The following is a 14,911-nucleotide window of genomic DNA, read 5'->3' as shown; positions in this document are numbered from 1 at the left end:
TGCTCGAAGCGTGGAAGGCTTGGAGGAGACCGCCATGACGACGCACGATCATGATGTGCTCGACCGCCCCCCGGTCCACGCCCTGCTCGCGGACGGCACCACCGTGTGCATCCGTCCCGTCCGGCCCGGCGACCACGAACGGCTGCGGGACCTGTACGAGCGGATGAGCCCGGAGAACCTGCGTCTGCGGTTCTTCACCGTGAGCCACCGGTCCGCGGCCACGGCCGTCGACCGGGCCTGCGGTCCGGCACGGCCGGGCTACCGGGCCCTGCTCGCCGAGACCCGGGGCCGGGCGATCGGGCTCGCCGAGTACGACACCGGCGGGGGAGGGAACACGACCGGGACAGGAACGGAGACAGGAACAGCGGCCACGGCGGCCACGGCGGGCACGGCGGATACGGCGGATACGGCGGGCACCGTCACCGCCGAGATGTCGGTGGCGGTCGCGGACGGCCTGCACCACCGCGGGGTGGGCACCCTGCTCGTCGAGCACCTGGTCTCCGCCGCCCGCGCGGACGGCATCACCACCTTCACGGCCGACGCGCTGTGCGAGAACCACGAGGTGCTCAAACTCTTCGCCGACCTCGGTCTGCGTACGACCCGGCGCTTCGACGGGCCCGAGGTGCGCTGCACCGTCCGGCTCGACCAGGACGACGCCTACCTGTCGGCCGTGGAGGAGCGGGGCCGGGCCGCCGACGTGGCCAGCCTGCGACCGCTGTTCCGGCCGGAGGTGGTCGCCGTCGTGGGCGCCGGGCGCCGGCCCGGGTCGGTGGGCCGGGCGATCCTGCACCACCTGAAGACGGGCGGTTTCACCCGCCGCCTGTTCGCCGTCAACCCCGCCGCGCACGCGATCCTCGGCGTGCCCTGCCACCCCTCGGTCGCCGCCCTGCCCCGCACACCCGACCTCGCGGTCCTCGCCGTGCCCGCCGCCGCGGTCCCGGCCACCGCCGAGGAGTGCGGCAAGGCGGGCGTCCGCGCCCTCCTCGTCGTGACCGCCGGGCTGGACGCCGGCCGGGCACGGGCGCTGAGGGACACCTGCCGCGTGTACGGCATGCGCCTCGTCGGCCCCAACTGCCTGGGCGTCTGCGACACCGATCCGGAGGTGCGGCTCGACGCGACGTTCGCCGCCGCCCACCCGCGCCCCGGCACGGCGGGCGTCGCCGTGCAGTCCGGCGGCGTCGGCATCGCCCTGCTCGACGGGCTGTCCCGCCTGGGCATCGGCGTGTCCTCCTTCGCGTCCCTGGGCGACAAGTACGACGTCAGCGGCAACGACATGCTCCAGTGGTGGGAGAGCGACGGCCGCACCGACCTCGCCCTGCTGCACCTGGAGTCGTTCGGCAACCCGCGCGCGTTCTCGCGTACCGCCCGGCGCGTCACCCGCCGGATGCCCGTGCTCACCGTCGACGCCGGCCGTACCGAGGCGGGCCGCCGCGCCGCCGCCTCGCACACCGCGGCGGCCGCCACCCGCACCATGACCCGGCAGGCACTGTTCACCCAGGCCGGCATCACCGCCACCCACTCGATCGGCGAACTCCTCGCCACCGCCGCCCTGCTGCACTCCCAGCCGCTCCCGGAGGGCACCCGTGTCGCCGTCGTCACCAACGCGGGCGGCGCCGGCGTACTGGCCGCCGACGCCTGCGCGGAAGCGGGACTCGAACTCCCGCCGCCCACCCCGGAACTGGCCGGCGACCTGCGGACCGTGCTGCCCGCCGGTGCCGCCGTCGGCAACCCGGTGGACGCCACGGCCGCGGTGACGGAGGAACAGCTCGGCCGCTGCGCGGACCGGCTCCTGCACTACGGCGGCATCGACGCGGTGCTCGTGGTGCTGGTGCCCACCGCGGTCGCCGAGGCGACCGGCGACGTCCTGGTGCGGGCCCTCACCCGGGCGCCGGGACGCCGGCTCCGGCCGGTCGCCGTCGTCCGCCTGGAGCAGGACGTCCCGGTGACGCTGCTGCCCGCGGCCGACGGCACCACGCTCCCCGCGTACGCCGAACCGCAGGCCGCGGCCCGGGCGCTGGCCCACGCCGCCCGCCGGTCGGCCTGGCTGGCCCGCCCCCTCGGCACGGTCCCGGACCTGGACGGCATCGCCACCGCCCGCGCCCACGAGATCGCCGACACCTACCTCGCGACCCACCCGGAGGGCGGCTGGCTCGACCCGCGCACCTGCGCCCGGCTCCTGGACTGCTACGGCATCCCGCAGATCGCCTGGGCCTGGGCCGAGACCGAACAGGACGCCGTCCTCGCCGCCCGGCGGCTGCGCGGCCCGGACGGCCGGGTGGTGATGAAGGCCCACTGGCCCGGCCTGGTGCACAAGACCGAACAGCACGCCGTCCACCTCGACCTCCAGGGCGACGCCCAGGTACAGGCCGCGTTCCGGGACCTCGACACCCGCTTCGGCCACCTGATGACCGGTGTGATCGTCCAGCCGCTCGCCGCACGCGGCACCGAACTGTTCGCCGGCGTCGTCCAGGACGAGGTCTTCGGACCGCTGGTGCTCTTCGGACTGGGCGGTACCGCCACCGAGGTACTCGCCGACCACGCCGCCCGGCTCTCCCCGCTCACCGACACGGACGTGCACGACCTGATCACGGCCCCGCGCTGCGCCCCGCTGCTGCTCGGCGCGCACGGCAGCCGCCCCGCCGACCTCGCCGGGCTGGAGCAGCTGCTGCTGCGCCTGTCGCGGATGGCGGGCGACCTGCCGCAGCTCGCGGAGGCCGACTTCAACCCGGTCCTGGCCACGCCCGCCGCGGTCACCGTGCTCGACGCCCGCGTGCGCCTGCTGCCGCGCCGGGCCCAGGACTTCTATCTGCGCCGGCTTCGCTGAGCCACCGGCCCGCCGAACCGGCCGAGGAGGTACCGGCATGAAACACGACAAGATCGGCTCCGTGATGACCGCGGACGTGGTCCGGGCCGCGTACGGGACCCCGTTCAAGGAGGTCGCCCGGCTGCTCGTGGACCACCGGATCAGCGGACTGCCCGTGGTCGACGAGGACGAGAAGGTCATCGGCGTCGTCTCCGGGACCGACCTGATGGCCCACCGGACCACCGCCTCCGGCCGGTCGGAGCCCGGCCGCCGCCGCACCCGGTTCACCACGCTGACCCCCGTCGCCCGGCGGCGGGCCGCGAGGGCGACGGCCGGGACGGCGGGACAGCTGATGAGCGCGCCGCCGGTCACCGTGCACGCCGACGACACCATCGCCGAGGCGGCGCGGACCATGGCCGGGCGGCATGTGGAACGGCTGCCGGTGCTGGACGAGGCGGACCGGCTGGTCGGCATCGTCACCCGGCGTGATCTGCTCCGGGTCTTCCTGCGGCCGGACGCGGACATCCGCGACGAGGTGATCCACGAGGTGCTGGTGCGCGCGCTGTGGCTGGCGCCGCGCAGCATCGGCGTGTCCGTGACGGAGGGCGTGGTCACGCTCGCCGGCCGGCTGGAACGCAGGAGCGAGACGGAGATCGCCGTCTCCATGACCCGGCAGATCGACGGTGTGGTCGCGGTCGTCGACCAGCTCACCTGGCGCCTGGACGACGCGCGTCCGCGGCCGGACGGACAGGCGCTGCACGGCGTCGCCGACGACTGGCTCCGCGAACCTTGACAACAGGGGGCGAAGCGTCATGCCCACGCACGTGCTGGTCGCCTACGGAACGACGAACGGGTCGACCGCGCAGATCGCCGAGACCGTCGCCGGTGTCCTGCGCGGACAAGGGCTGACGGCCGAAGCGCGGGACGCCCGGTCCGTCGAGGACGTGGCGGCGTACGACGCCGTGGTGGTCGGCGGCGCACTGTACGCCGGCCGCTGGCACCAGGACGCCCGCCGCTTCGTCCACCACCACCGCAAGGACCTGGCCGCACGCCCGCTGTGGCTTTTCAGCAGCGGCCCGCTCGACGCCCTGGCGTCCGCGCGGGACATCCCGCCCGTGCCCGACGTGCACAAGGCCATGGTCCGGCTCGGCCCGCGGGAGCACGTCACCTTCGGCGGCTGCCTGCGGGAGGGCGCGCACGGGTGGCTCGCCCGCCTGATCCTCCGCAGCGGGCAGGGCGGGGACTTCCGCGACTTCGACCGGATCGAGGCGTGGGCGGCGCGGATCGGCAAGGAACTGACGAGCTGACGAGCTGACGAGCTGACGAACTGACGAGCTGACGAGAGAAAGGGACGGGCGATGAAGGGTCATGTCTTCCACGGCCCCGGACACTCCGCCTGGGAGGACGTCCCGGACCCCGGCATCAAGGAGGCGACCGACGCGATCGTGCGCGTCGGCACCGTCACCGTCTGCGGCACGGACCTGCACATCCTCGACGGGGACGTGCCCGAGGTGCGCCCCGGCACCGTGCTGGGACACGAGGCGGTCGGGGAGATCGTCGACATCGGCGGTGACGTGCGCACGGTGCGCCCGGGGGACCGGGTCCTGGTCTCCTGCATCACCGCCTGCGGCCGCTGCCGGTACTGCCGGGAGCGCGTGTACGGCCAGTGCCGGGGCGGCGGGGGCTGGGTCCTCGGCCACCTGATCGACGGCACCCAGGCCGAGTACGTCCGCGTGCCCCACGCCGACCTCTCCGTGCACCCGCTGCCCGCCGCCCTGGACGCCGCGGAAGCGGTGCTGCTGGCCGACGTGTTCCCGACCGCCTACGAGGTGGGCGTGCTCAACGGGCGGGTGCGGCCCGGCGACACGGTCGCCGTCGTGGGCGCCGGGCCGATCGGGCTCGCGGTCGTCGCCGCCGCCCGGCTGTTCGCACCGGAGCGGATCGTCGCCGTGGACCTCGCCGCCGCACGGCTGGACGCGGCCAGGCGCCTCGGCGCGGACGCGGTGGCGGACGCCCGGGAGGCCCCCGAACAGCTGATCGCGGACCTCACCGGCGGACTGGGCGCGGACGTGACCGTCGAGGCCGTCGGCGCGCCGGAGACCTTCGAGCTGTGCACACGCATCGTGCGGCCCGGCGGGCACGTCGCCAACGTCGGCGTGCACGGCGGGCCCGCACCCCTGCACCTGGAAGAGCTGTGGAACAGGAACATCACCCTCACCACGGGCCTGGTGGACACGTACTCCACCCCCACCCTGCTGCGGATGGCGGCGGCCGGCTGGCTGCCCACCGCAGAACTGGTGACACACACCTTTCCGCTGCAGCGCATGGAGGAGGCGTACGACGTCTTCGCCCGGGCCGCCGACACCGGCGCGCTGAAGGTCGTGCTCGGCGGGGAACAGCACGAGATCGTCCCCTTCGAGGGGAAGCCGACGGAAGGAGGTGACGGGTCATGACCGACCAGCCGTCGTCGTACGCCGCGCCGGCTCACCCCGCGGGCGACCTCGGGCGCCGGATCGCCCGGCGCCGCACGGAACTCGTCCTGTCCCGGGAGGAGGTCGCCGCCCGGGCGGGTATGGCCACGACCTTCCTGCGGTACCTGGAGGAACAGCCGGCCGCGTCCCCGGGCACGGCCGTCCTCCTCAGGCTGGCCGGAGCGCTCGAGACCACGGTGAAGCACCTGGCCGGAGGCGATGTCGAGCTGCCACCGGGTCTCGGACGAGCGGCCCGCGCACCCCACGTCACCGAGCTGACCGAGGCGGAGTGCCGGGCCCTGCTGTCGACCCACGGAGTGGGACGCCTCGCCGTGGCCACGGCTCCGGACGGCCCGGGACCGGTGATCGTGCCCGTCAACTACAGCGTCCTCGACGGCGCGATCGTCCTGCGCACCGCGCCCGGCGGGACACCCGCGCAGGCGGCCGGCCGCCAGGTCGCCTTCGAGGTCGACCACATCGACGAGGCGTTCAGCCAGGGCTGGAGCGTGCTGGTGCGCGGCCCCGCGCGGGCCGTGACGGACCCCGCCGTCACGGCCCGGCTCGCGGAACGTGCGTACAGCGAACCCTGGGCGGGCGGCCGCCGGGAACAGTGGCTGCTCATCGAGCCGGCCGTCGTCAGCGGGCGCCGGATCACGGTCTGATACGACGGGCCCTCCCGGACCTGCACCCACCCGTGCCCCATGGGGTGCGTCGCGTACAGGTCACCTCGTGTCGCCCGTCGCCTCCCTGCCCGCACCACCGCACGCGGCCCGGCCGGCCTCCAGACGGGCGACCGGGACGCGGAACGGCGAGCAGGAGACGTAGTCGAGGCCGGCGGCGTGGAAGGAGTGCACGGAGTCGGGATCGCCGCCGTGCTCGCCGCAGACGCCGATGGTCGGGCCGGGGCGGGCGGCGCGGCCCTCGGCGACGGCGGTCCCGACCAGGCGGCCGACGCCCCCGCGGTCGAGCGTCTCGGATGGCGAGGCGGCGAAGACGCCCTTGTCGAGGTGGGCGGACCCTTGTCGAGGTAGGCGGACCCTTGTCGAGGTGGGCGGAGAAGGAGGCCGCCTCGACGTCGTCGCGGGAGAAGCCCCAGACGGTCTGGGTGGGGTCGTTGGTGCCGAAGGAGAAGAAGTCGGCCTGCTCGGCGATCCGGCCCGCCGTGAGGGCGGCCCGGGGCAGTTCGATCATCGCGCCGATCGGGCGGCGCACGGGAACGCCCGACTCCGTCATGATCCGGTCGAACAGCGTCGCGTCGACGCCCAGACCGTGCTGCCGAACATCTGGACGAGCCGCCGGTAGGAGGCCCAGGCGAAGCGTTCGTTGCCCGAAACCTTGGCCAGGCCCAGCACGGGGCCGTCGTCGAGGCCGGCGTCGAGGATCGTCCCCGTCATGCCGGGCATGGGGAACCGGGCCCCGGAACGCACGGACACCAGCAGCGGACCGTCGGGCTGCCCCAGCCGCCGCCCGGCGTCGGCCTCGACACGGCCGACAGATGCCGGGACACCTCCTGGCACATGCCCCGCGGTTCGGTGCCGGCGGCGAGGAAGGCCCGGCACGCCTCGGTGGTGATGACGAACCCCGGCGGGACCGGCAGCCCCGGCCGGGTCGTCTCGGCGAGGTTCGCGCCCTTGCCGCCGAGCAGACCGGCCAGGTCACGGCCGCCCTGCGCGAAGTCGTACACGTGACGGGCCGTGCCGAGCTCCTCACTGATCACGGTGGTCCGCCCGGACCTCAGCAGATGCGGGGCAACTGCTCCCCGAGCGGCATGTCCAGCACGCGCCGGGCGCCCACCAGGGTCCGCAGCGTCACCCGCCCTCGCGCCCCGTGGGGGAGCACCTCGCCGATCCGCGCGGCCTGCGCGCCCTCCGGGCGGGAGCGCAGGGCCGTCAGCGCCTCATCGGCCGCGGCGGCGTCGACGAAGGCGACCAGGCAGCCCTCGTTCGCGACGATCAGCGGGTCGAGGCCGAGCAGGTCGCACGCGGCGGCGACCGCCCCGGGCACGGGAACGGCCCGCTCCTCGATCTCGACGGCGACGGACGAGGCGCGCGCGATCTCGTTCAACGCGGCGGCGAGTCCGCCCCGGGTCGGATCGCGCAGCGTGTGTATCTGCCCGCCGAGTGGGGCCAGGGCGGCCACGAGCTCGTGCAGGGGACGGCTGTCCGAGGCGATGTCGCTGTCGAAGCCCAGCCCCTCGCGGGTGGACAGGACCGTGGTGCCGTGCAGTCCGACCGGGCCGGACAGCAGCACGGCGTCGCCCGGACGGGCGAGCGCCACGGAGGGACGCAGTCCCAGGCGGCGCTGCCCGACACCGGTGGTGGTGATGAAGATCCGGTCCGCGGCGCCGCGGCCCACGACCTTGGTGTCCCCGGCGATCACTGGCACCCCCGCGTCACGGGCCGCCTTGCCCAGCGACGCGGCCACCGCCCGCAGTTCGGACAGCGGCAGCCCCTCCTCCACGATCAGCGCCACCGACAGGGCGACCGGCCGGGCACCGCGCATGGCGAGGTCGTTGACCGTGCCGTGCACCGCGAGGGAACCGATGTCGCCGCCGGGGAAGAACAGCGGGCTGACCACGAACCCGTCCGTACTGACCACCAGGTCCGGGTGGCCGGGCAGCAGTGCCGCGTCCTCCAGCGGACCGTCCGGACCGTCGAGCGCGGGCAGCACGAGGGTGTCCAGCAGCTCGGCGGTCAGCCGGCCCCCGGCGCCGTGGCCGAGCAGGACGACCTCGTCCTCGTGGTGCGGTGTGGGGCATACGGCGGTCATGGCGTCGGCCCTTCCGTCACGGCTTCCCTCGTGCGTCCGGCCGCGTGGAAGGCGGCGCAGGTGCCCTCGGCGGACACCATCGGCGCGCCGAGCGGCCGGCGGGGCGTACAGCGGGTGCCGTACGCGGAGCAGTCGGTGGGCAGCCGGGCCCCGGTGAGGACCTGGCCCGCGATGCACGACGGGTCCTCGGCCGGGTTCAGGCCGCCCACGTCGAAACGGCGGGCGGCGTCGAACCGCGCGTACGGCGCGGCGAGTTCGAGCCCGCCGGCGGGCAGCTTCCCGATGCCGCGCCAGGCCCGGTCGGTGACGCGGAAGACCGTGCGCACCGCCTCCTGCGCCGCCGCGTTGCCGGACCGGCGCACGGCCCGCACGTACTGGTTCTCCACCGCGTACCGGCCGCACTCCAGCTGCCGCACGGCCATGAGGATGCCCTCCAGCAGATCCAGCGGCTCGAACCCGGTCACCACGACCGGCACGCGGTGGCGGGCGGCGATCGGCTCGTACGCGCGCCAGCCCGTCACCGCGCACACGTGCCCGGCCGCGAGGAACGCCTGCACCTCGCAGCCGGGGTCGTCCAGCAGCGCGGTCATGGCGGGCGGCACCAGGACGTGGCTGACCAGCATCGAGAAGTTGGCGAGGCCCAGGCGGGCGGCGTGCAGCACGGCCATGGCGTCGGCGGGTGCGGTGGTCTCGAAGCCGACCGCGAGGAACACCACCTCACGGTCCGGGCGTTCGGCCGCCAGGCGCACCGCGTCCATCGGCGTGTAGACCACGCGCACGTCCGCGCCGCGCGCCCGCAGCGACAGCAGGTCGGTGTCCGTGCCCGGGACCCGCAGCATGTCGCCGAAGCTGGTGAGGATCACCCCGGGCCGGGCGGCGACGGCCATCGCCCGGTCCAGGACCTCCAGCGGGGTGACGCACACCGGGCAGCCCGGACCGTGGATCATGCGGATGCCCGCCGGCAGCAGCTCGTCGATGCCCTGGCGGACCAGGGTGTGGGTCTGGCCGCCGCACACCTCCATGATCCGCCACGGCTCGGTCGCGGTGCTGCGCAGCTCGTCGAGGAGCCGCCGGGCGAGGGCCGGGTCCCGGTACTCGTCGAGGTACTTCACCGTGGTCCACCCCGGGCCGACCCCCCGGCGAGGTCGAACTCGACGTCAACGACCCCCTCGACACCGCGGATCAGGCGGGCCGCGACCGGCACGAGGGAGCCGTCCCGGACGTGGCCGGTGAGGGTGACGACACCGTCCTGCACCTCCACGCGGACGGGGTCGGCGGAGGAGGGGAAGAGGTGCGCCACGACCTCGCGCCGGACCTCCTCGGCGAGCTCCTCGTCGGCCCGCAGGAACACCTTGAGCAGGTCCGCCCGGCTGACGATGCCCTCCAGGACACCCTCGTCGTTGACGACCGGCAGCCGCTTGACCCTGCGGTGGGCCATGATGCGCGCGGCCTGGGCGAGGGTGGAGCGGGCGTGGACGGTGACGGCCGGGGTGCTCATCAGCTCCTTCGCCGTCACCGCGCCCGCCTTGGCCAGGTCCGACAGCCTCTCGCGCTGGGTGAACCAGTCCGGGTCGCTGCCCCGGAACTCCTCCTTGGGCAGCAGGTCGGCCTCGGAGACGACCCCGATCACCCGGCTCTCCCCGGCCACCACCGGCAGGGCGCTGACCTTCCACTGCCTCATCAGCCTGACGATGTCCTTGAACGGGGCGTCACGGCCGACCGCCACGACGGTGTGCGTCATGACGTCACTCACGATGTGCGGGCTGCCACGCATGGTCGTTCACCTCCGGTGATTCCGGGTCTCCGCTGACTTCGGTCGTCAGGTGCGCAGGACGGTGAGGTCGAGGAAGTGGGCGGAGCAGGAGATGCACGGGTCGTGGTTGCGGACGGCCCGCTCGCACAGCCGCGTCAGCTCCTCGTCGCTCGCGCCGCCTCCGTCGAGGGCCGCCTGCGCGGCACGGGCCAGGTCGTCCTCGATGGCGCCCTGGTTCTGCGCGGTGGGCGGCACGATGCGCGCGTCGGTGACGGTGCCGTCGCCGTCCAGCCGGTAGCGGTGGTGGAGCAGGCCGCGCGGTGCCTCGGTCGCGCCGTGGCCGGTACCGGCGACGGGCGGTACCTCGGCGTACGGACGGGACGGGGGCTCGTACGCGGCGATCAGACGCAGCGCCTCGTCCACGGCGTACACCACCTCCACCGCCCGCACCAGGATCGACCGGTACGGATTGCGGCACACGGTCTCCTCCGTGGTTCCGGCCGGGGCACCGAGCCCCGCCTCGCGGGCCGCCTGCAGCGCGGTGGGCGACAGCAGGTGCCCGTTGACCGCGAACCGGGCGAGCGGACCGGTGAGATGACGCCGCCCGTCGAGCCGGGAGTGCAGCGCGGTGGAGTGGGGCACCTGCTCCTCGCGGACGTGGTCGAGGAAGTCCCGCGTGGCGAAGGCGGTGCGGGTGCCGTCGGTGCGCAGGACAGCCGGGGTGCCGTGCTCGACGGCGTACGTGTCCGGGGCCGCCAGGGCAAGCAGGTCGGCGTCCACGGCCGCCTCGGGGAAGTCGAAGCCCGCCACCCAGCGCACGGTCTCCCACGCGTCGTCGGCGGCCCGGCGCAACCGCTCCGCCAGCGGGCGCAGTTCGGCGGGCGTGGGCACCCGGTGGAAGCCGCCGAGACGCACGTTGACCGGATGGATCGCACGGCCCCCGAGCAGTTCGAGGAGCGCGTTGCCCGCCTGCTTGAGCCGCAGCCCCCGCTCCACGGCGGCCCGGTCGGCGCGGGCCAGGTCGATCGCGCTGTCACAGCCGAGGAAGTCGGGCGCGTGCAGCAGGTAGATGTGCAGGGCGTGGCTCTCGATCCACTCGCCGCAGTACAGCAGCCGGCGCAGGTCACGGACCGGCCCGCCGACGGCGACCCCGCAGGCGTCCTCGACCGCCGCGCAGGCGCTCATCTGGTACGCCACCGGGCAGATCCCGCACACCCGGGCCGTGATGTCGGGCGGCTCGGTGTACGCCCGGCCGCGCAGGAACGCCTCGAAGAAACGCGGCGGTTCGTAGATCCGCAGCCGCGCCTCCTCGACCCGGTCGCCGGCCACCCGCAGCAGCAGGGCGCCCTCGCCCTCGACCCGGGCGAGCGAGCCGACGCGCAGGACGCGGGAACCCCGGTGCGTCACGGCCGTACCTCCTCGTCCTCGTGGCATGCGTCGAGCCCGTCGAAGGCAGCGGCGTTGAACGTCCGCAGAAGACGCTCCGTGGCGCGGTCTTCCAGCCCGTCGCGGTGCAGCAGCGGAATCGACGCGGGCAGGTTCACCGACCCGGACGGCCCGAAGCAGCCGTAGCAACCGCGCCCGTACGCCGGGCAGATCGCCCCGCACCCGGCGTGGGTGACCGGCCCGAGGCAGGGCGTGCCGTGGGCGACGGTGACGCACACCGTGCCGCGCCGCTTGCACTGGAAGCACACGCTGTGGTCCGGCACGTCGGGCCTGCGCCCGGCGAGGAACGCGGTGAGGACCTCCAGCAGCTGCCCGCGGTCGATCGGGCAGCCGCGCAGCTCGAAGTCGACGTCCACATGGGCCGACACGGGCGTGGAGGTGGCCAGGGTCTCGATGTAGTCGGGCCGGGCGTACACCGTACGGCGGAACTCCTCGACGTCGGCGAAGTTCCGCAGCGCCTGGATGCCGCCGGCGGTGGCGCACGCGCCGATCGTCACGAGCACCCGGCACCGCGCGCGGATCTCCCGGATCCGCCGGGCGTCGTCCGGCGTGGTGACCGACCCTTCGACCAGCCCGAGATCGTACGGACCGGGCGCGACCGCGCCGGACGCCTCCAGGAAGTGGGCGATCCCGACGCGCCCGGTGAGGGCGAGGAGCTCGTCCTCGCAGTCGAGCAGGGTGAGCTGGCAGCCGTCGCAGGACGCCAGCTTGAACACCGCGAGCGTGGGCGCGGCCGGTGACGGAGCGGTCATGTCACAACTCCCTCACGGAGCACAGGGCTTCAGCCCGGTCCCAGCCGATCACCGGGCCGTCGCGGCACAGCAGGACGCCGCCGAGCTGGCAGTGCCCGCAGTGTCCGGTGGCGCAGCGCATGTTGCGCTCCAGCGACACCCGCACGCGCCGCGGAGGCAGTCCCCGGTGCAGCAGGTCCCGGGCGGTCGCCCGGATCATCACCTCAGGACCGCAGAGGAACGCCGTGGTGTTCTCCGGCGCGAACGCGGCGTGCTTCAGCAGGGCGGTGACCAGGCCCACGTGACCCCACCAGCCGTCCCCGTCCGCGGAGCGGTCGACGGTCACCGCGCAGTGCCGCAGAGCGCGCTGCGCCGTCCAGGACCGGAGCTGCCGGGCGTACAGCAGGTCACCAGGGGTGCGGGCGCCGACCAGCAGGTTCAGCCGCCCGTAACGGCTCCGGGCGGCGAGCGCCTGAAGCACCAGCGGCCGCAGCGGGGCCAGCCCGATGCCGCCCGCGACCACCAGGAGGTCCTGCCCGGCCGCCCGGCCGAGCTCCCAGCCGGTGCCGAAGGGGCCGCGCAGCCCGACCCGGGCACCCGGCCGCAGCGCGCACAGCGCCGCCGACACCGCGCCGACCGAGCGGACCGTGTGGTGGAGCGTCCGGCGGCCGATGCGGGACACCGAGACGGGGATCTCCCCGACCCCGAAGGCGTACACCATGGCGAACTGGCCGGGAACGAACGGCGCCGACGCCGCCGGACCGGCCGGCACGAGGGCGAGGGTGACCGTGTCGGCCGTCTCCCGGTGCACCCGGGTCACCCGGTACGGCAGGGGCACCTCGGTCATGGCCGGCTCCCGCTGCCGCAGGGCCCGTACAGGTCGAGCAGCCGGATCCGCGCCGCGCGCAGCCGGTCGGCGACCACCCGGCCGACCCACTCCGCGACCGCGCGGCCGAACGCGGCGTCCCGCGCGCACAGCTCCCGCACGGTTGCCGCGTCGAACTCCCACGCCCGCACCGGGCTCAGCGCCTCCGCGCCCAGGTGCCACACGTACGGCGGGACGTGCCAGGACCAGCCCACCAGTTCCCCGTGCCCCAGCGACTCCACGACGGCGGCCCGCCGGCCGGGGACGTGCACGTCGAGCACGACCGTCCCGGTGCGCACGATCCAGAACCGTTCGGCGCGCCGGCCCTCCTCGAACAGGCGGGCGCCCGCCGGGAAGGAGACCTCGCGGGCGAGCCGCATCAGCCGCTCGCGGTGCTCGGCCGGGAGGGCCGCGGCCAGGGTGGTGGAGGTCATCGCTCCGGCTCCTTCCGCTCGTACCGAACGTCCCGAACGCCTCGAGCGCCCCGTCCGCGCTGCCCGTCCTGCCGCAGCCGGGCGGCGAGCTCGTCGTGCAGGGCGGCGGCCTCCTCGGTGATGTCGATGCCGACCGGGCACCAGGTGACGCAGCGGCCGCAGCCCACGCAGCCGGAGCTGCCGAACTGCTCGTACCAGGTGGAGAGTTTGTGGGTGAGCCACTGCCGGTAGCGGCTGCGGGCCGAGGCGCGGACCGGGCCGCCGTGCAGGTGGGAGAAGTCCAGGTCGAAACAGGAGTCCCAGCGCTGCCACCGCTCGGCGTGGTCGCCGGTGAGGTCGGTGACCTCCTCGGTGGTGGTGCAGAAGCAGGTGGGGCACACCATCGTGCAGTTGCCGCAGGTGAGGCAGCGGGCGGCGACGTCGTCCCAGCGGTCCGCCTCCAGGCTGTCGCCCAGCAGCGTGCGCAGGTCGACGGGCGGCATGGCCCGGCCCATCCGCTCCCGTGCGGCATCCACCGCGCCGCGGGCCACGGCCTTGGTCTCCGGGTCGGCCGGCCGGTGGGGCACCTCGGCGAGGAGCTCGTCCCCGGCGTCGCTGCCCGCCCGGACGAGGAAGCGGTGACCGGCTTCGTCCACGACCTCGGTCAGGGCGAGATCGAAGCCCGCGTCGGCGCCCGGCCCGCCGCCCATGGAGACGCAGAAGCAGGTGGCGCCCGGTTCCGTGCACTCGGCGGCTATCAGGAGCGCTCCCGTCCGCCGCTCCTGATAGCCGCGGTCCCGGTAGCGGCCCCCGGCCAGCACCCGGTCCTGGACCGCGACGGCCCGCAGGTCGCAGGGGCGCACGCCCAGGAAGGCGTACGAGATGTGCGCACGAGGCGCCTCGGTGACCGACAGCTGCCCGTCGGCCGTCCGGTCGGCGTCCCACAGCTTCTCCCGCCCGGGGTGCAGGAAGGTCTTCCAGGACTGCGGTCCCGCGGTGTGCGCGAAGGCGGCGCCGTCCGCGCGGCGGACCAGCCGGTAGCGGCCCGCCTCCACCCGGGTGCCCCAGCCGAAGGGCAGCTCCTCGGCCGAGGAGAGCTCGGCCAGCACCACGGCGCCGTCCCGCACGGTCGGCCCGACGACGGTGCGCCCCCGTGCGCGCAGGGCCTGGACCAGGGCGTCGAGCCCGGTCCGCGCCAGGACGGCGGTCGTGCGGCGGTCCGACATCGTGCCCTCCCGAGAAAGGGGCCGGAAGGCTGCCGACTCCAGCATGGGCCCGCCCGGCACCGGGCACCACGGGCTGACCGGACCCGGCCAAGGGCCGAACGGCCCTCATCGGCCTCGAAGCCGCCGGAACCCCGCCGGCCGGGGGAGCCGACCCTTCAGCCGGGCGCTCCCGGACGAACCGGCAGCGGCTCCCCCAGTTCACCCGCCACCGTGTCCGCCATGGTCCGCAGCACCTCCAGCGTGCGCGCGGCCTCGGCCTCGTCGACCTCCGTGATGGCGAAACCGACATGCACCACGACGTACGCGCCGACGCCCGCCCGCGGCGTGCAGGCGAGGCACACCTCCCGGCGTACGCCGCCGAAGTCGACCGTGCCCATCCGCAGGCCCGCGTCGTCGCGGACGTCGAGGATCCGGCCGGGAATGCCCAGACACAT

The 14,911-nt window shown here is 74.9% G+C and carries 14 protein-coding genes and 1 pseudogene; 5 read left to right on the top strand and 10 right to left on the bottom strand.

Annotated elements, in window-relative coordinates:
* Nucleotides 1-34 precede the first annotated feature (34 nt).
* Genes IEZ04_RS29375 through IEZ04_RS29355 form a run of 5 tightly spaced genes read left to right on the top strand, consistent with a single transcriptional unit; the run spans nucleotide 35 to nucleotide 5,936 of the window.
* Entirely contained in the window at nucleotides 35-2,824 is a 2,790-nt protein-coding gene (locus IEZ04_RS29375) for a bifunctional acetate--CoA ligase family protein/GNAT family N-acetyltransferase (protein ID WP_189220021.1), read from the top strand.
* A gap of 37 nt (nucleotides 2,825-2,861) precedes the next feature.
* Nucleotides 2,862-3,596, top strand: a complete 735-nt coding sequence (locus IEZ04_RS29370; RefSeq protein ID WP_189220020.1) for a CBS domain-containing protein — start codon at nucleotides 2,862-2,864, stop codon at nucleotides 3,594-3,596.
* Nucleotides 3,597-3,615: 19 nt separating this feature from the next.
* Nucleotides 3,616-4,110, top strand: coding sequence for a flavodoxin domain-containing protein (locus IEZ04_RS29365; RefSeq protein ID WP_189220019.1), 495 nt, complete (start codon nucleotides 3,616-3,618; stop codon nucleotides 4,108-4,110).
* Between the two features lie 51 nt (nucleotides 4,111-4,161).
* A complete protein-coding gene (locus tag IEZ04_RS29360; protein ID WP_189220018.1) occupies nucleotides 4,162-5,256 on the top strand; it encodes an alcohol dehydrogenase catalytic domain-containing protein in 1,095 nt (364 codons plus the stop codon).
* Nucleotides 5,253-5,936 (top strand): helix-turn-helix domain-containing protein, encoded by a 684-nt coding sequence (locus IEZ04_RS29355; protein WP_189220017.1) that lies wholly within the window; start codon nucleotides 5,253-5,255, stop codon nucleotides 5,934-5,936. Before IEZ04_RS29360 ends, IEZ04_RS29355 begins: the two co-directional genes overlap by 4 nt.
* Nucleotides 5,937-5,996: 60 nt before the next feature.
* Here the strand turns inward: IEZ04_RS29355 and IEZ04_RS36065 are convergent.
* From IEZ04_RS36065 to IEZ04_RS29300, 10 genes and pseudogenes are all read right to left on the bottom strand, one after another.
* Nucleotides 5,997-6,991 (bottom strand): annotated as a pseudogene (locus IEZ04_RS36065) (putative PEP-binding protein).
* A 17-nt stretch (nucleotides 6,992-7,008) separates the two neighbouring features.
* Entirely contained in the window at nucleotides 7,009-8,043 is a 1,035-nt protein-coding gene (gene hypE / locus IEZ04_RS29340) for a hydrogenase expression/formation protein HypE (RefSeq protein WP_189220016.1), read from the bottom strand.
* Entirely contained in the window at nucleotides 8,040-9,155 is a 1,116-nt protein-coding gene (gene hypD, locus IEZ04_RS29335) for a hydrogenase formation protein HypD (protein WP_189220015.1), read from the bottom strand. The genes hypE and hypD overlap by 4 nt, the downstream gene beginning before the upstream one ends.
* Nucleotides 9,152-9,817 (bottom strand): CBS domain-containing protein, encoded by a 666-nt coding sequence (locus IEZ04_RS29330; protein ID WP_189220014.1) that lies wholly within the window; start codon nucleotides 9,815-9,817, stop codon nucleotides 9,152-9,154. Before IEZ04_RS29330 ends, hypD begins: the two co-directional genes overlap by 4 nt.
* Nucleotides 9,818-9,862: 45 nt before the next feature.
* Nucleotides 9,863-11,203 carry a Ni/Fe hydrogenase subunit alpha gene (locus IEZ04_RS29325; RefSeq protein ID WP_189220013.1) on the bottom strand — a complete coding sequence of 447 codons (1,341 nt, stop codon included), beginning with the start codon at nucleotides 11,201-11,203 and terminating at the stop codon, nucleotides 9,863-9,865.
* Nucleotides 11,200-11,994, bottom strand: a complete 795-nt coding sequence (locus IEZ04_RS29320; RefSeq protein ID WP_189220012.1) for an NADH-quinone oxidoreductase subunit B family protein — start codon at nucleotides 11,992-11,994, stop codon at nucleotides 11,200-11,202. Before IEZ04_RS29320 ends, IEZ04_RS29325 begins: the two co-directional genes overlap by 4 nt.
* 1 nt (nucleotide 11,995) lies before the next feature.
* A complete protein-coding gene (locus IEZ04_RS29315; RefSeq protein ID WP_189220011.1) occupies nucleotides 11,996-12,820 on the bottom strand; it encodes an FAD/NAD(P)-binding protein in 825 nt (274 codons plus the stop codon).
* Nucleotides 12,817-13,272, bottom strand: coding sequence for a Crp/Fnr family transcriptional regulator (locus IEZ04_RS29310; RefSeq protein WP_189220010.1), 456 nt, complete (start codon nucleotides 13,270-13,272; stop codon nucleotides 12,817-12,819). The genes IEZ04_RS29315 and IEZ04_RS29310 overlap by 4 nt, the downstream gene beginning before the upstream one ends.
* Nucleotides 13,269-14,477 carry a 4Fe-4S dicluster domain-containing protein gene (locus tag IEZ04_RS29305; protein WP_189220009.1) on the bottom strand — a complete coding sequence of 403 codons (1,209 nt, stop codon included), beginning with the start codon at nucleotides 14,475-14,477 and terminating at the stop codon, nucleotides 13,269-13,271. The genes IEZ04_RS29310 and IEZ04_RS29305 overlap by 4 nt, the downstream gene beginning before the upstream one ends.
* Nucleotides 14,478-14,632: 155 nt before the next feature.
* Nucleotides 14,633-14,911 carry a HypC/HybG/HupF family hydrogenase formation chaperone gene (locus IEZ04_RS29300; protein WP_189220064.1) on the bottom strand — a complete coding sequence of 93 codons (279 nt, stop codon included), beginning with the start codon at nucleotides 14,909-14,911 and terminating at the stop codon, nucleotides 14,633-14,635.

It is taken from the genome of Streptomyces ruber (assembly GCF_014648075.1).
Classification (GTDB): Bacteria; Actinomycetota; Actinomycetes; order Streptomycetales; family Streptomycetaceae; genus Streptomyces; species Streptomyces ruber.
The sequence above is the reverse complement of the archived record's forward strand: the minus strand, read 5'-3'. Positions and strand labels throughout refer to the sequence as shown.